This window comes from Bacillota bacterium, assembly GCA_013178305.1.
GTDB lineage: Bacteria > Bacillota > Sulfobacillia > JABLXB01 > JABLXB01 > JABLXB01.
Genome location: JABLXB010000002.1, coordinates 21,508 through 38,319, shown reverse-complemented (window position 1 = coordinate 38,319; position 16,812 = coordinate 21,508). Strand labels below are relative to the sequence as shown.

16 protein-coding genes are annotated in these 16,812 nt (G+C 59.5%); 14 read left to right on the top strand and 2 right to left on the bottom strand.

Annotation, left to right across the window (positions count from 1 at the left end):
- Positions 1-47 precede the first annotated feature (47 nt).
- Genes HPY55_05555 through HPY55_05525 form a run of 7 tightly spaced genes read left to right on the top strand, consistent with a single transcriptional unit; the run spans position 48 to position 5,524 of the window.
- Complete coding sequence (locus HPY55_05555) at positions 48-1,319, top strand: PTS galactitol transporter subunit IIC (protein ID NPV70095.1); 1,272 nt, start codon at positions 48-50, stop codon at positions 1,317-1,319.
- 10 nt (positions 1,320-1,329) lie between these two features.
- Positions 1,330-1,860 carry a PTS sugar transporter subunit IIA gene (locus HPY55_05550; protein ID NPV70094.1) on the top strand — a complete coding sequence of 177 codons (531 nt, stop codon included), beginning with the start codon at positions 1,330-1,332 and terminating at the stop codon, positions 1,858-1,860.
- Positions 1,861-1,898: 38 nt separating this feature from the next.
- A complete protein-coding gene (locus HPY55_05545) occupies positions 1,899-2,222 on the top strand; it encodes a PTS sugar transporter subunit IIB (protein NPV70093.1) in 324 nt (107 codons plus the stop codon).
- A complete protein-coding gene (locus tag HPY55_05540) occupies positions 2,219-3,241 on the top strand; it encodes an alcohol dehydrogenase catalytic domain-containing protein (protein ID NPV70092.1) in 1,023 nt (340 codons plus the stop codon). Before HPY55_05545 ends, HPY55_05540 begins: the two co-directional genes overlap by 4 nt.
- A gap of 15 nt (positions 3,242-3,256) precedes the next feature.
- Positions 3,257-3,787 (top strand): cupin domain-containing protein, encoded by a 531-nt coding sequence (locus HPY55_05535; GenBank protein ID NPV70091.1) that lies wholly within the window; start codon positions 3,257-3,259, stop codon positions 3,785-3,787.
- A gap of 53 nt (positions 3,788-3,840) precedes the next feature.
- A complete protein-coding gene (locus HPY55_05530) occupies positions 3,841-4,866 on the top strand; it encodes a zinc-binding dehydrogenase (protein ID NPV70090.1) in 1,026 nt (341 codons plus the stop codon).
- Positions 4,867-4,882: 16 nt separating this feature from the next.
- Positions 4,883-5,524, top strand: coding sequence for a class II aldolase/adducin family protein (locus tag HPY55_05525; protein ID NPV70089.1), 642 nt, complete (start codon positions 4,883-4,885; stop codon positions 5,522-5,524).
- Between the two features lie 107 nt (positions 5,525-5,631).
- On the opposite strand, the gene HPY55_05520 is transcribed toward HPY55_05525, so the two are convergent.
- Both HPY55_05520 and HPY55_05515 read right to left on the bottom strand, forming a co-directional pair.
- Positions 5,632-6,270, bottom strand: a complete 639-nt coding sequence (locus HPY55_05520) for a hemolysin III family protein (protein ID NPV70088.1) — start codon at positions 6,268-6,270, stop codon at positions 5,632-5,634.
- Positions 6,271-6,782: 512 nt separating this feature from the next.
- Positions 6,783-7,475, bottom strand: coding sequence for an IS701 family transposase (locus tag HPY55_05515; protein ID NPV70087.1), 693 nt, complete (start codon positions 7,473-7,475; stop codon positions 6,783-6,785).
- 488 nt (positions 7,476-7,963) lie between these two features.
- On the opposite strand from HPY55_05515, the gene HPY55_05510 reads away from it, so the two are divergent.
- The 7 genes from HPY55_05510 to HPY55_05480 all read left to right on the top strand — a co-directional run bounded on the left by HPY55_05510 (position 7,964) and on the right by HPY55_05480 (position 16,706).
- Positions 7,964-9,862, top strand: a complete 1,899-nt coding sequence (locus tag HPY55_05510) for a sigma 54-interacting transcriptional regulator (protein ID NPV70086.1) — start codon at positions 7,964-7,966, stop codon at positions 9,860-9,862.
- 224 nt (positions 9,863-10,086) lie between these two features.
- Entirely contained in the window at positions 10,087-10,326 is a 240-nt protein-coding gene (locus HPY55_05505; protein NPV70085.1) for a hypothetical protein, read from the top strand.
- A gap of 3 nt (positions 10,327-10,329) precedes the next feature.
- Positions 10,330-11,820, top strand: a complete 1,491-nt coding sequence (locus tag HPY55_05500; protein ID NPV70084.1) for a sodium:solute symporter family protein — start codon at positions 10,330-10,332, stop codon at positions 11,818-11,820.
- A gap of 115 nt (positions 11,821-11,935) precedes the next feature.
- Positions 11,936-12,907 carry an aminopeptidase gene (locus HPY55_05495; GenBank protein NPV70083.1) on the top strand — a complete coding sequence of 324 codons (972 nt, stop codon included), beginning with the start codon at positions 11,936-11,938 and terminating at the stop codon, positions 12,905-12,907.
- 78 nt (positions 12,908-12,985) lie between these two features.
- On the top strand, positions 12,986-14,152 hold the full coding sequence (alr, locus tag HPY55_05490) for an alanine racemase (GenBank protein NPV70082.1): 1,167 nt from the start codon (positions 12,986-12,988) through the stop codon (positions 14,150-14,152).
- A 167-nt stretch (positions 14,153-14,319) separates the two neighbouring features.
- Entirely contained in the window at positions 14,320-15,705 is a 1,386-nt protein-coding gene (locus tag HPY55_05485) for a hypothetical protein (GenBank protein ID NPV70081.1), read from the top strand.
- A complete protein-coding gene (locus tag HPY55_05480) occupies positions 15,702-16,706 on the top strand; it encodes a Gfo/Idh/MocA family oxidoreductase (GenBank protein ID NPV70080.1) in 1,005 nt (334 codons plus the stop codon). Before HPY55_05485 ends, HPY55_05480 begins: the two co-directional genes overlap by 4 nt.
- Positions 16,707-16,812: the final 106 nt, after the last annotated feature.

The window sequence follows — 16,812 nt, the reverse complement described above, 5'->3', positions numbered from 1 at the left end:
TGAACCGCGCCCGAACCCGATCAGTCTAATCGTCAGGAGGAGGTGCAGTGATGAAGGGTCTTTTCGACATTATACAGTACGTGTTGGGTCTTGGCCCATCGCTCATGATGCCGATTATTATTACAGTGCTTGGTCTTGTACTTGGGCAGAAGCTGTCGCGGTCAATTCGATCCGGCTTGTTCGTTGGCTTCGGCTTCATCGGGATAAACCTCTTGGTAGGGTTAATGTGGGGGGCCCTGTCGGGTGCTTCCCAGGCCATGGTGAAGAGGTTCGGCCTTCAGCTGACCGCAGTCGATATGGGCTGGCCGGTGGCGGCCGCCATAACCTGGGCGTTGCCCCTTTCGGCCGTCGTTATACTGGTAGCGGTTGGTCTCAATCTTGTGCTCCTCGGGATGCGCTGGACGAAAACACTCAACATAGACATCTGGAACATCTGGCACTATGCCTACGTGACTGCGCTCACGGTGGCCGTCACGAAAAGCCCTGCACTCGGTCTGGTTGCTGGTGGCCTGTACTCGGTCATCTACCTCAAGCTGGCGGACTGGACTGCCCCAGCATACCAGGAGGTATTCGATCTGCCCGGTGTATCATGCACCACCGGGTCCGTCACAGAGTTGGCTCCCATAGCGTACCTCATCGACAGGGTTGTTGACAGGATACCGGTTGTTGGGAAACTGAGCGCGGACCCGGCCTCGATCAAGGACCGCTTCGGGCCGCTCGGAGAGCCACCCATCATGGGCTTCATCCTTGGGGCGGTCATCGGACTACTGGCGGGTTTCAATCTCAAGGACATCGGCAATCTGGCCATGAATATGGGAGCCACATTGCTCATCCTCCCAAGGATGGTGGAGCTTCTCATGGAAGGTCTGGTGCCGATATCTGAGGCTGCGAAGGAGCTGCTCAGTAAGCGCTTCGCGGGGCGTGACGTGTACATCGGGATGGACGCGGCGCTCGCGATCGGCCATCCAGCGGCTATGTCCACGGCTCTCATTATGATCCCGATTACCCTCGCGCTTGCCGTAATACTACCGGGCAACAAGGTGCTGCCCTTCGTCGATCTTGCGGCAATGCCGTTCTTCATGATCTTCGGGCTGGCATTCGGCCGCGGTAACATAGTGCGCGGCGTGATCAACGGTACCATCTTCATGATCATCGCGCTCTACGGAGCAACATGGTTCGCGCCGCTGGTCACGCAAGTTGGCGTTCAGGCGGGATATAAGCTCCCCGAGGGCGCTACCACCATCACACAACTGGGCACTGGCCTTCACTGGATCGGCATCGCCCTGGTGAAGATCGCCCAGATTATCGCTGGGACGTAGAGTCCGTGCCGTGCTTGACCGCGCGTGGTTTGCCGGGGCCTCACTGTGGGCCCCGGCCGCGCGCGACTGCGAGGTGACCGTCATGATATGGGTCCTCGAACCTGATCAAGTGGTGCTGCTTCCTGGAGCTGAAAGCTGGGAGGAAGTAGTGAGACTCCTGGCTCGTGTACTCCTCTTGAAGGGATTTGTGCGCGAGACTTACGTGAACGCCGTCATAAGTCGCGAGAGGGAGTATCCGACCGGCCTTGAAGCCGGCGAAATCAACGTGGCCGTACCTCACGCGGATGCCGGGCACGTTGTGAGAACCTCCCTATGCGTCGGCGTGCTCGGCCGCCCGGTCAGATTTTCCAGGATGGATGAACCCGCGAAGTCCACGGACGTTACCGTGGTGTTTCTTCTTGCGGTGGCAGAACCCGAACAGCAGGTAGAGGCCCTTCGGAAGGTCATGGACGTAATACACGACCAGGGCGTTCTCAAGGAAATAGCGGATTACAGCAGCGCGGAACAGGCTTTCGGCCTGCTGTCCCGTTGCCTGTCCTAACTGCGTGGGCCCATTAGCGGCTCGAAGGGGGCATGAACGTGGCTGAACAGCGCCGTCTTAAGGTGATCGTCGTATGCGCAACTGGAATCGCCACTTCGACGATGGTTATGAGCAAGTTGAAGGACCTGTTCGCCCGCCACCAGATCCCGGCAACTCTGCACAAGGCGCGGACCTCCGAGGCCAGGAGCGCCTCGTCGGGAGCCGACCTCGTGGTATCCACCACCCAGATCCCGTGGCAGCTGGATGTTCCCGTGGTGAGAGCTCATTCCCTCCTCACCGGACTGGGTGAAGCAAAAACCATCGAGGAGATAGTGAGTACCGCCAGGGCGCTCCTCGAGAAACCGGAGGGGCGTGGAGAATGAAGGTAGCCAGGATTTACGATTTCGACGACATACGAATCGAGGACGCGCCGGTCCCGGCCATAGGCCCCCGCGAGATCCTCGTGAAGACACAGGCGAGTGGGATCTGCTCCGGTGACGTCATGCCGTGGTACATTCGGAAGAAAGCACCGCTGGTTCTGGGACACGAGCCTGCCGGGGTGATTAGCCAGGCCGGTAGCGAGGTTCAGGGATTCAAGGTGGGGGACAGAGTCTTCGTCCACCATCACGCCCCATGCTTCCAGTGCCACTACTGCCGTCATGGGGACTACTCGATGTGCCACGAATGGAAGAACTCGCACCTCGACCCGGGCGGCATGGCGGAGTTCTTCAGGGTGCCCGCACAGAACCTGTCCGATACGCTGGTATTGCCGGAGGGCGTGACTTTTGAGGACGGGGCGCTCGTCGAACCGGTTGCCTGTTGCGTTCAGGCTATCCGGAGATCAGCAATCAGCCAGGGCGACGCCGTACTGGTCATCGGACTCGGGGTGATGGGCCAGATTCTGTGCCTCCTCGCGCGGAGGTATGGTGCGGGATTGGTGGTGGCATCGGACTACGTGCCGGCACGCAGGCAACTGGCGCAATCGCTTGGGGTCGATGCCGTAGTAGACCCGTCAGCGGAGGACCCGGGGGATGTGGTCCGGCGATTGACCAGGGGCATCGGCGCCGATGTGGTCATAACAGGACCTCCCAGCACGGCAGCCATTCGTTCGGGTATTTCGTGTGTTGCGAGGGGCGGGACCGTGGTGATGTTTGCGCCCGCACCGCCGGGCGAAACGATGGAGATTGAGCCACATTCGCTGTATTTCAACGACATCACTATTATCCCGAGCTACTCGTGTGGACCCAACGATACCCGCGAGGCGCTGCGGCTGATCGAGTGCGGTGTGGTGCGCGCACAGGACCTCGTCACGCACCGCTATCCGTTCAGCCAGGTTGCGAGGGCGTACAGCGACATGGCACAGGGCGGTGACGTCATAAAGGCGATGGTGCTCTTCGAGTGATGGGAGGATTTGTCGATGGCCTGTGCGCAAAGCAGCTGTGACTGCGACGTAGGTTCGAGCGAGATGGAAAGGCTGCGCGCCGAGTCCCGGAAATACACGTTCTCACCGGATTTCACCTGGGATGGCGTCCGTGTGGAACGGTACAAGTCCGAAAACGGCGGATGGTCCGGTATTTCACGGATGATACTGGCGGGCTACTCGGAGAAGGTGGCGTTTCACCTGAGGTACTTCGAGGTGGCACCCGGAGGGTACTCGAGCCTTGAGAAGCACGTTCACTCGCATGTCGTCGTCGGGGTGAGGGGCAAGGGTAGGGTCATCGTGGGGGAGGAGTGCTGGGATGTCGGGTTCATGGATGTCATTTACATATCCCCCGGGACCCCGCACCAGCTTGTGAACGCGGGTCCAGAGCCATTCGGCTTCTTGTGCCTCGTCGACGCGGAACGAGACCGGCCTTCTCCCCTCACGAGCGAAGAAATTGAACGCCTCAGGCGCAATCCCGCAATATGCCGGATCATCCAGTCGGGGTTGGGTGAACCGGCAGGGTGAGAGCCTATACCCTGGGGGATCAGGGAATTGTCGGGAGAGAGGAGCAGTAAGTCATGAAGGCAGCCATGTTCTACGGGCCGGGGGATGTAAGGATCGAGGAGATTCCCGAGCCAAAGGCCGGTCCGGGTGAGGTCATCATCAAGGTGGAATCCGCCTTGACGTGCGGAACCGACGTAAAGACGTTCCGCAGAGGCCATCCCATGCGGAAAGGCCCCGGGCTCTTCGGGCATGAGTGTTCCGGTACAATCGTAGAGACCGGGCCCGGGGTAACGAAGTTCAAAGTCGGCGACAGGATAGCGACGCACAACAGCGCTCCGTGCAACGCGTGTTACTACTGCAAGGTAGGAGACACGAGCATGTGCGCGAACGGAACCTGGCTTGAGGGGGCGTTCGCGCAATACGTGAAGGTCCCGGCTCCCATTGTTAACAAGAACATGTTCAAAATGCCGGACGGCCTGTCCTTCCGCGCGGCGGCTCTCCTCGAGCCTTTGGCCTGCGCAGTGTACGGCGCTGACGGGGCGGGCATTAGACTTGCCGACACGGTGGTGGTCAACGGAGCGGGTCCGATCGGGCTGATGTTATTGCGCTGCGCGGCATCTCAGGGTGCCAGAGTCATCTGCTGCGACCTTTCCGAGGAACGACTGGCAGTCGCGAAGAAGCTGGGGGCCGCGGAAACCATCAACGCCTCGAAGGTAGATGACCAGGTCAAGGCGGTGAGGGATCTTACTGCGGAAGGAAGAGGCGTGGACGTCGCTATAGAAGCCGTAGGGCTACCGGAGATATGGGAAAAGACCATCCTGATGGCCAGGAAGGGCGGGACGGTGGTTCTGTTCGGGGGATGTAAGAGCGGCACGACGATCACGCTCAGCACCGAGCTGATGCACTATTCGCAGCTCACGCTCAAGGGCCTCTTCCATACCACACCGAGACACGTTTCGATGGCGTTCGACATGATATGCCGCGGCGTTATCACAGCCGAAGACTTCGTGACCGGAGCCTACAGCCTGGATGATGTCGTTGAGGCCGTCGAAGACCATGCGAAGGGGACCGGCGTCAAGAACGAGATTATCTGCTGGTAGACTGGGAGGAATGAACATGATCCTGTCGGAGGTTCGGGAGACGGTTCTTAAAGCGGCCCTGGAGATGAGCAGGCTGGGGCTCATTAGGGGCACCTCGGGGAACATCTCAGCAAGAGACAGCGCAACAGGTTACGTGGCTATCACACCTACGTCGCTGCCCTACGAAACGCTCAAGACGGAAGACATCCCCGTGGTCACCGTCTCCGGGGAGGTCGTGGAGGGGAAACACAAATCTTCCTCTGAGACGCCGATGCACACGGCGATCTACAGGGCGAGACCGGATGTGATGGCGGTAATCCACACCCATTCGGTCTACGCAACCGTGTTTTCGGTCCTTAACAGGCCTCTTCCGGTCGTTACCGTGCCTCTTGTCTTTGCTGGTGGCCCGGTTCCGGTTGCACCATTCGCGCTGCCGGGTTCGAATGAACTCGCGGACGTCGCCGTGAAAGCGCTGGGCAAGGGCTCTTCGGTGCTCCTGCAGAACCACGGCGTCATATGCGTAGCCCCAGACATGAAGAAGGCAATGGCAGCGGCTATCTACGTAGAAGAAGGGGCTCAGGTCGGATTCCTTGCGCTGAGCGCCGGAGGCCTGAATCCAATACCGGAGGCGTACGTCGAAAAAATGCGGCTCGCGGTCTCGAAAGGCGCAGCGCTCTGAGCAAGGAAATGCTTGCGCAACTGACGGTCGGAAAGAGACAGGCCGCGTGTTGAACTCCCACACCGCTCTATCCGCATCAGCCGTCAACCGAACAGCGCACTCGATAGTTACACGAGGGCGAGTACGGCTACGAAATGGGCAGAACTCCCCGCCATGACAAACAGGTGCCAGATTTCGTGGAAGCCGAACCTGCCTGGCCAGGGACTGGGCCACTTTGCCGCATAGAATACGGCGCCTATCGTGTAGAGGAGGCCGCCGGCCACAAGCCAGGCCAGGCTAGCTGTTGTTACCGCCCGAGACAGGGGATAGGCCGCCACAAGCACAAGCCATCCCATGAGCAGGTAGAAGCCGGTAGACAGCCAGCGAGGCACATTCATCCAGAACAACTTCACAATCATTCCGAGCGCGGCGCAGCCCCAAACGACCCCGAAGAGAGGCCACCCCCAAGCCCCCCGCAAAGGCACCAGGCAGAACGGTGTGTATGTACCTGCGATCAGGAGGAAGATCATCATATGGTCGAGCTTGCGGAGCGCGAGCCTGGCCCTTGCCGATAGCGCCAGACCATGGTAGAGCGTGCTGGCGGTATACAGCAAGATCAAGCTGACGCCGAAAACGGTGAAGGAGACCACGTGCCAGGCCGTCCCGTAGACAGCGCCTTTGTAGATCAGGGCTACCAAACCGCCTATAGAAAGGAGGGCCCCGATAAGGTGGGTCAGGGCGCTGGCGGGTTCTCGAGAGGACTTCACGACACTCCACCTCACTCGCTGCCGGCGCGGGGCAGCACTATGGGACTCCGTTTGGCAGCTGCGCTCCTCAATATTACCACATGTGTAACGTCACGAGACAGCTGCAAACAGCGCGTTGCGCGCACCACTAACCACGTCATCAGTGATGAACTCCCACACCGCTCTATCCGCATCGGCCATCACTCGAATAGTGCAGTCGATGTCCTGGTGCTTCAGACCCAACCAGAAATGACACGCTGAGGCGCCAACATCAATGTCGGTATAGCGCCACTTGAAATGACGATAGCCCTTGGGCTTGCTTATCTCGACCGCGTACTGTCTCCCACTGCAAGTGACCTTGAAGCTCCCTAGACGATAGCCTCGGCAATTGCCCCAACCGAAAACTACCGGGCAAGCGATCACGTTTGTATCTATATGAGGCGGAACTCGCCACTTTGGGCTTAGTACTACTGCGTTAAGTATGTGGTTTGACTCTGCACGTTCTCATGCATAGCGGGCAAAAACCGAATATCTCAATTAGCATCCTCTGGAGTTCGCGTCTCACTCTGGGCAGGGTCCACCCAGTAGCGCAACGTCTCCAGGGCAAGGAAGTTGAACGCAATCATGCATAATGTCACGTGATGGTGCCAACCTGTCCAGGTCCTACCTTCGAAGTGGTCCAGCCCGACCTCTTGTTTCAACTGTTCGTAGTTCTGCTCAACCCACCACCTGATCTTCGCCCAATACACTAACTCCTGCACGGGTGTATCCTCAGGAAGATTGGACACCCAGTACTTGGTGGGCTCCGTGGTGTCTTCCGGCCATTCGATCAACAGCCAGCCCATGACGTCTCGCACTTCATGATTCGCGTGCCCGCATGAGGGCTGAGCCCTCACTACGGCGAAGCGGCTCGTCAAGTCGCCTTTTGTACCCTGCCGCCACGTTATGCGTTGCCACGAGCCAGGCCCAAGCGCCTTCGCTACTTCCAACACCGACTGCGGTTCAGGCAAATCATAGCGCCGTCTGCGTGGACGTCCACGCCCCTGGTATGCTGGCTTACTGTTGGTCTCCTCGGTTAACCATACCCCGGTGCTCTCTTGAACGCCCACAACATATTTCAACTGCCGCTGCCGTAAGCCGGTGCGAAACTTACCCACTACACCATAGCCAGCGTCCGCGGTGACTACTCCCACAGGAATCCGCAAGACAAGCGCCCTGTCAATCATATCGAGAGCCAGTCCAAACCAGCGGCTGTCTTGCGTCCCCCCTCCATCAGCAGACCCTGGACCCAGAAAGCGCCCCAATGCCGCCTCTCAGAACGCCCAAGTTTCGCCAGAATCGGCCCCAAGAAAGCCGCAAGCCGTGAGCGCGATTCTTGAAGCTGTGTACGTGTCATCATGATCCAGTGATTCTCTACGGCGCCATCTCCTGCCACTTAACGCAGTAGTACTAGCAGGCCATCGACCCCGGACCCCCGCAAAAGCCGCTGAGTATCTGCCGACAGGAGTCCCGCCGGCCACGGTGAATCAATGTGGCAGTAAACACCGTCAACCAGGCCCAGCCCCAAGAGTCTTTCTACCTTCCGCTTAGACTGGTACCCGACGAAGACGCGTGTAGCGAGATACCGGCAGATCGCTCATCGCCAAAGCGGATGCCACGGCATCTTTATCGTTGCCGGCGGTGGCGTCCCAATCCTGGAGGGGGATAGCAAGGGATGTCCGATGACTCGAGTCGATTCTTGACAAGCGTCTTTGATAGTCTCCATGAAGGCATCATTGTAGTCGATCGCTCCAGAAAAATCGTCCTGTGTAATCGCCAGGCGAGGATCCTCCTTGGACTCGATTCCCCGAAGGGGCCGGGGCACCCAGCAGGGAGGTGCGCCGATGGAGACGTCAGTATCGTGTGCGATACGTGTCTCGGAGCCGATGATGGCAAACTCATGCCTGGCGACCTGGAGATAATCGGCGTTCGAAACGGCGTGCTAAGGAGCGGCGATCCTTTCGTGGCCATAGGGCGCGTCGGAGGCGAACCAGGCTCAGCGGAGGTGTTGGTGGGCCAGCACAGCAGCGGGAAACCTCTCGCTCTCACCTGTTCCATGACTGACTCCTCGGGTCGAAAACACCTAATCGCTGCCGATGTGCGGTTGGGTGAAAAAAGGGCATTTATCGAGGTAGATGGGCAGCGCTTTGATTACGTATACAAGGTGTCCGTGGGTCACATGGTCGCGCTCGATCCGAAGGACTTCAGCACGAAGTTCTACCAGGCTCCCGGCTATTCCGCCCGTGGCGAACATCTCGGCCATATCCTCCGGGGCGGCCTCTTCTCCGCAAAAGAGCCCGGGAAAAGCCAAATCGGGATCATGGGCAACAAATTGGAGCAAGTGTGTACCGAGGGGTTGAGCATAGAGGACCTCAACATGATTTTCAGTGGTCGAAGAGGGGCTATAGTGCCCCACACCAGACTGGTGAACGGAGTCCCGCTGAAGTTCTCAGTAGTCCCGGTGGTATCCGACGCGAACGTAGACGGTGCGGCTATCATCCTGGAGGACGCCGGGGTTCAGGACCACTGGCCATCCGATGTGCCGCTGGTCAGCTTTCAGGGACGTGCAAGGACGGGTGCGAGGGCCAGCATAGGTAGCTCACCTTTCGCAAGGATACAGGGGGGCAGCGAGGCTATAAGGCAATGCGTGATCATGGCCGACAAGATGGCTTCGCTTCGCGGGAACATCCTTATCATCGGCGAGAGTGGCACCGGCAAGAACCTGTTTGCCCGGGCGATACACGAGGCGTCGCCAAGGCGGGACGGCCCATTTGTGGTGCTCAACTGCGCAGCGATTCCTCAGAATTTGGTCGAAAGCGAGCTCTTTGGCTACGCGCCGGGTTCGTTCACTGGCGCTTTGCGCACCGGGCGAAAAGGAAGGTTCAGGGAATCTGACGGAGGGACGCTTTTCCTGGACGAGATATCGGACCTGGACCTGGTCTGCCAGGCCAAGCTCCTTCATGCCATTGAGGATGGCACGATCCAGCCCATAGGTAGCGTGGCGAGAGAGCGCGTGGACGTGAGGATCATAGCCGCGACCAACCGCGACCTCTGGACTCTTGTTGAAGAAGGAGCATTCAGGGCGGACCTTTATTACAGGTTGAACGTCTTCTGCCTGGAAATACCGCCGCTGCGGGAAAGAAAGCAGGACATCATTGACCTTGCCGAATCGGCGCTCACGGTCCTCTCAGCTGTTTGCGGACGCAGATGCTCCATTTCGGATGACACGTACAGAATGCTGCTTGAGTTTCCGTGGCCGGGCAACGTCCGCCAACTCCAAAACATCCTTGAAAGGGCGGTTGCCTTAGGGAACAGCGATGTTATCGAACCCGGTAGTCTGCCCAGGGAGATCACCCAGTACAAGGCAGGCCTTGAGTTGTCAGAGCCTGATGCTGGTGCTGGTGACCCCAGTCTATCGTTCCACAGGACGCTCAGGCTGGCCGAGGAAGGGATAATCATGAAGGCGCTGGACGAGTGCGGGGGCAACCGTTCCAAGGCGGCCAAATACCTCGGGATCTCCAGGAGCACCCTCTACAAGAAGATGTCCGACCGCACACGCCACACTGTGCGATAGCTCGTACAGTGTCTCCGCAATCGGACACATCACCTGACTACCAGGAAAGGGCAATGTCCGGCTGACGGCCTTTTTCGCTCGACGGGAGTCTGGCATGGCACTTGCACTGAATGAACAATGTCCTTTAGTCCACCTTGCCATTGCCTGAAGGGGGGTGTTGAGTCGGCACGGTACACGGCGCGTTTTCCCGGGTCCAGTCGCAATCATAGAAAGGAGGCATTCGCATGGAAGGCAGCGGTACCAGTCGGTTCGTGCACTCGAAAGGCGTGTGGTGGCCTATCTGCCTCGTGATCGTCGTTCTGTTCGGCATCCTCTATGAGTTCCCCGTTCTGGGGTTCTTCAATACGTATCCGGGGCAGGTACTGAACTACATCCTGTTCCTGAACGTTTTGTACTTCATCATCGCGGCCTGGATCTTCTATCGGATAATCCTGGATCAGTCAGGCGAAGCGAGGTGGAAGTGAGCCATGGAACCGCGCGTAGTTCTAATTCTGTCCGCCGTAGCCGCGTATGTAGCGATCTCCATGTACATCGGCCTGAGAGGTGCCCGTTCTACGACTACGACTCTGGAGGACTACTTCCTCGGCAACAGATCCTTCGGGCTGATATTCATGGCGTTCACTTTCTACGCCACGTACCAGAGCGCGTACATGTACATTGGCTGCACCGGCTTCGTGTATTCCCACGGAATGGGCATCTGGTATTCGAACGTGGCGAACCTCCTCTGGGCCTTCCTGTTCCTTGTCATAGGCATCCCCATGTGGAAGCTGGCAAAGAAGTTTCACTACGTGACCCAGGGGGACTTCTTTGCCCACAGGTTTGACTCAGACGTGGTTAGGATGGTTATGGCCTTCTGGATGATCCTCGGGCTCGCGCCATACATCGGCTCCCAGGTTAAATCCGTGTCGCTAACCCTGGAGACACTCACGGGGGGCGTCATACCGTTCCACTGGGGCGCCGTAATATTCATCGCCACCGTCGGATTCTACTCGATCACCGGCGGAGCCAGGGGTGTCGTGTGGACCGACCTGGTCCAGGGCCTCATTATGCTCGTGGCGATCTGGTTTGGACTGGCGTACCTCCTTCCGCAGGTAGGGGGCGTCGGGGGCGTTATGAAGGGAATCGCCGAGAAACACCCTGCTTTGCTGGGATTGCCCGGCGCGAAGGGCCTCCTTACCCCGCAGGCATGGTTCGGATATATGCTGTGTGATGCTTTAGGGGGCATAATGTGGATCCAGAACTGGGTCCGGTTCTACATGTGCAAAACCTGGAAGACGTTGGCTGCAATGGCCGTCATAGTCCCTATAGGCACCACACTGACATTCTATCCGGCCATGCTGTACGGCTTTGCCGGGAAGCTCCTTGTCCCTAACCTTGAGAAAGCCGACGCTATCATGCCCACCCTCATACTGGGCTACCTGCCGGTGTGGGTTGGCGCGCTCATCGTGGTCGGACTGTTCGCAGCTTCCATGTCAACCGTTGACTCACTGGCGCTGGCGCTGGCATCCAGCGTGGCGAAGGATGTCCACCAGAAGATCAACCCCCAGGTCTCCCAGGCGAAGCTTGTGGGAACCGGAAAGGTGTGGACCGCCGTCTTCCTCCTTGGTGGCATGCTGGTCGGTTACTACGCCAAAGACACATACTTGGTTGTATTACTAACCCTGCTCTCCCTGAGCCTGAGCGCAACGCTGTTCCCCGTCGCCGTCGCGGGGTTGTTCTGGAAGCGCGCCAACAAGCAGGGAGTCATAGCCGGCCTGGCCGCAGGGACGATCGTCGGAGCCAAGATGCTCCTCGGCGGGCCCGAGTTTGACCCCGTGTTCGGGATCTATGGCGGTGTGTGGGGCATGATCGTCACCACAGTCGTGATGGTAGTGGTCAGCCTGCTCACCCCGCCGACCAACAAGGACATCACGTCGGTGATAGACCAGGCCCTGCGCGGGAAACTGGACGAAGCGTAGAACTCGCAATGACGGCGCGTATTGGAGGCCGGCTGGTCTTCCCATGGACGGGCCGGCCTCCATGCCCGAGCCAACTTTTCGGTTCGCCTATCTATTTGAGTGGAGGGATCCATTCGTGTTACCTATCGAAATGGCCAGGGGAGCTCGCAAGATCGTCGAGCAGAACATCGGGCTGAGGCCCGGCGAAAGGGTACTCATCGTCACGGATACAGGGAGGGACTTCACCATCGCTACAGCCCTGGCTGCTGCAGTGGATGCGGCCGGAGGCGAGTTCAGCATCATCCTGACCAGGCCGCTCTCCAAGCCCGGGGATGAGCCCCCGGCGCCGGTGGCCCAAGCTATGACCGCCGCGGATGTCGTCATCGCGCCCACTTCGAGAACGATATTCCACACCAGGGCCACCATCCGCGCGACAAAGGAGTACGGGACCAGGGTTTTTACGCTATCCGAGGCCAGGCCGGACACTCTGATAACCGGGCTTATCGAGTGCGATTTCCTGAAACAGAAGCCGCTGGTCGACGCGCTTGCTGCGAGAATGGCCGAGGGCAAGTCTATACGCATAACCTCACCGGCCGGGACAGACCTTCACGCAAGTATCGAGGGACGGTTGCCGGTTGCGAATCCGGCCATATGCCACAACCCCGGGGAAAAGATGGGAGCTAGCGTCGAGGTGTACATCGCTCCCGTGGAAGGAACGACCGAGGGGGTCTTCGTCTGTGACGCTTCGAGCTCGATGATCGGCCTTGTGCGCGAGCCCATCAAGATCGAGGTCAAAGGCGGAAAGGCCGTCTCTATCAGTGGTGGCGCCGAAGCCCGGAGGTTGCGCGAAATCATCGAGGGCGTCGGGCACCCCGACGCCGACAACATCGCGGAGATCGCATTCGGCCTGAACCCGAAGGCCAGGCTTATCGGTAACATAATCGAGGATGAAGGAAAATACGGGACGGGGCACGTGGCCCTGGGAAACAACGAGGGGTTTGGAGGCGTGAGCAAGGCCCCCATTCACATTGACATGGTGTACTGGAAGCCGACTGCGTGGATCGATGGGCAGATGGTTTTCAAGGACGGCGAGCTCATCATCCGGTAAACCCAGGCGTTGTCGATGCCCCGGGCGACCCAGCTCCAGATTTCTCAACCGGCGTTGGGCACAGTGGAGGATTCGTGTATGAGTGGCCATACCACGTTTTGCGAAATCAACCTGGACAACATAGCTTTCAACTACGAGACTGTCTGCAGATACGTCGCTCCAAGCGAGGTCATTCCGGTTCTGAAGGGCAACGCGTACGGGCATGGTGCGGTGGCCCTCGCCAGGGTCCTGGTCGAAATGGGATGCAGACACCTGACGGTTGCAAAACTCACCGAGGCCTCGCAGCTCAGGAAGGCGGGGATAGACACCTCGAAGGTAGACCTGATAATAATGACGGCTATGCTACCAGATGAGATCGACATGGCGATCTCCATCAACGCATCGTTCTTCGTCCCCGACTTCCGTACCCTGGACTACCTCAGAAAGGTCGGGAACCGCCAGGCGTGGCCCCCCAGGTTCCACATAAAGGTGGACACGGGCATGGGTCGCATGGGATTTATGCCCGAGGAGGGCCACGCCGTGGCCATGGCCTTGAAGTCGCTGAAAGGGTGCAAGCTCGAGGGGTTTGCAACGCACCTTTGCGCGGCCGGAGAGGATTCCGAACAAAACCAGAGGCAGCTCGAGAGGTTCGACGCCTTCCTTGCCGGCGTGAATCCCCCTGATGGATGCCTCATCCACATGGCCTCGAGTTCGGCTGTTTGCCGTTTCCCGGAGATGTTCAAGTCGGCCGTCCGCGTGGGGGACCTCATATACGGCCTGTGCGGCGTCGACAACCCACCGTTCGAGCTGCGGCCGGCCCTTTCTTGCGTAACAAGAGTGATTCAGGTCAAGAGCCTGCCTCCCGGATGGCACGTTGGCTACGGCGCCAGGCAGTGGGTCAGAACGCCGATGACAACCGCGACCATTTCCATGGGTATCGTTGATGGGATGATGAGTTCCCAGGTAAACCGGGGCTGCGTTCTCGTGAACGGGAGGCGGTGCAGGCTCCTGGCGGCCTGCGCTGACACGGCGATCATTGACGTTTCGGACGCCGGGGGCGTAGAGCCCGGCGACAACGTTGTCTATATAGGCAGCCAGGGAAGCGAGCGCATCACGGCGCGCGAGCAGGCCATTGCCGCAGGCACAGGCTTCAACGAGTTGCTCAGCAAGATATCCCTGAGAACACCAAGGGTGTACTGCAGGAAGGGTAAGTACGCCGGCGAAATGTCGCTTGGTAGAATGGACGGCATCGCCGCCCTGAACTAGGGGCTGGCGCCATACCTCATCGTTCACCTTCCGGCGACCGGTACTCATCCGTCTCCAAAACCATCCCCCAACTACCACATCTCATCGAAAGGATTTCTCATGCCGGCGGCGAAGAATTTAGGTCATAAAAAGGTCATGTCTCAAATGTGCCCCTGGAGTGATGACCGTTGAAGGAACCGTTGAACGAGAAGGTGGACGCGGGAAACAGCCATGAGGACTACGTAGCGCAGGCCCGGCCCGCCGTTGTGGCCGTCATTGGGCCGGACGACCTCGTGTCGAGGGTACTGGACGTAGGCAGGCTTATCCCAGCGCTCGAGCTTGTAGGAATGCCGTACAGCGATGATGACGAGGCGCCGGCGATATACCGCCAGCTGCCTCCTGCGGTAGACATGGTACTGTTCACAGGTCCCGTGCCCTACTACCGTACCCTCGCCCGCGAAGATATCAGATTGCCAGCGCTTCACGTTTCTCTGCAGGGAACGGGATTGTATCGCGCCCTGTTTCAGATTCACGATCATTATGACATAACACGGCTCAGTACCGATACGTTCTCCCGCGAAACGGTCGAGGAGGTCTATCACGAGCTCGGAGTCAGTGCCTCCGGGGTGTACTCAAAGGAGTACCGCGCGGCGATAGATAAAGACGAACTGGTGAACTTCCACGAGAACTTGTTCAGGCGAGGCCTCACTTCAGTGGCGGTGACCTGCCTGAGGTCAGCGCACCATGAACTCGAGCGGCGAGGCGTGCCGAGCGTCCGTGTATTGCCCACGAAGTCTTCGATCAAGGAGGCTCTCGAGAAGGCTGCCCTTATAGGGCAGGGCCTCCGGGACAAGGCGAGCCAGGTAGTGGTGGGGCTCGTGGACATAGACAACTTTGAGGGCATAGCCCGACGAGCCGCCTCGGAACACAGGGTACAGCAACTGAAACTGGAGATACACGCCGCACTCCTCCGCTATGTTGAACAGATCGACGGGTGCATGAACTTCATCGGTAACGATGAGTTCCTGTTCTTCACTACCCGGGGCATGTTCGAGAAGTCTTCGAACTGTTTTACGCGCGCCCCCCTCATCGCCGACATCAAACATCATTTCAACACCACCGTAAGCCTGGGAGTCGGCCTCGGGTACACTGCCAACCAGGCGGGTACTAACGCAAGGGTCGCCCTCCAGCATGCCAAGCGCTGCGGGGGCGACGCCTGCTTTGTGGTCACGGAGGAACGGCGGGTGCTCGGTCCGCTCGGGTTGGAATCCCGCGTGGAGTATGGGCTCAGGCACATTGAACCCGCCGTGCTCGCGGCCGCGGAGGCTGCAGGGGTCAGCGCAACGGCGGTGGACAGGTTATACGGTTGCGTCCGCAGCCTCGGGGCTGAGAGATTCAGCGCAAATGACATCGCCCCGCTCCTCGGCATCACCCTGCGCAGCACGAACAGGCTCCTGAACCACCTGGTGGCGGCGGGCCTGGTGGCTCCCGCGGGCGAGGAGAAGCTCAATCGCCTGGGCCGGCCTCGTCGCCTGTACCATTTTCTACTGGGGAGGGCAATAAACGGGGTATGAAGACACGGGTCGGCATTATTGGGGGAGGGCGTATGGCCAGGGCGCACGCCATTGCCCTGTCCAGGATCGAAGATGTAGAGGTGGTTGGACTGGCCGACCGGTTTCCGCAGGGCGCTGCTCTCAGCAGGGAACTGGGCCTCCCCTACTTCACCGATTACAGGGCCATGCTCGAGAAGCCGCTGGATGCCGTGACCGTATGCCTCCCCCATACCCTGCACCGGGAGGTGGTTGAAGAGGCCGCCAGGGCAGGCAGGCACGTCCTGTGCGAGAAGCCCATGGCCACAACCCTGGAAGACTGCGATGCCATGATCGACGCCTGCGAGCGTGCGGGGGTACGCCTCATGATCGGCCAGACCCACCGCTTCTGGCCTGCCAGCATTTCGGCGAAGCAGCTCATCTCGGCGGGTCGCATCGGCAGGCCGATCATGGCCCAGGATTGGATCGCCTGGGCGGGCTTCTACCCGGGTTACCCGGGGTGGCTGGCAGACAACAGGCTGGCCGGAGGAGGCATCCTGCTGGACAACGGTGTCCACTCGCTGGACCGGTTGAGCTGGTTCTTCGACTCCAGGTCGGCGCGGGTGACGGCCAGGTTGGGGCAGTACGTCCATCCCATAGACGGGGAAGACAACGGAGTCATGCTGGTGGAGTTCGAGAATGGCGCCTACGCGACGGTCTTCGAGAGCTGGACCTTCCCCCGCCACGCCACGGAGTGCGCGGCGCTGATAGCGGGTACGAAGGGGGCCATACGCCTGAACACGTGGGGGAAGTCGTATCTTCTCACATCAGATTCCGATGGCCCCGAAGAGATCCCCATTCCGGAAGGAGCGGACGGTTTCGACCTCCAGCTGATGGAGTTCGTGGCATCCATCAGGGAGGGCCGTCGCCCGTCCGTCGATGGTTACGATGGCCGCGCGGCGGTGGCCGCGGTGCTGGCCGCCTACGAGTCCGAGCGGTGTCGCCGGGGGCAGGACATCCGGCATCGCGAGCGACCGGCAGAGTAAATCAGGAATCTGCACGGCGCGAGGCGCAAGGCGGAGACGCAAGTGGAGGCGCGAAGGGGGTGCGAACAAGGAAGCAAGTCGCGATTCGCGGGAGGGCGCTGAGGGC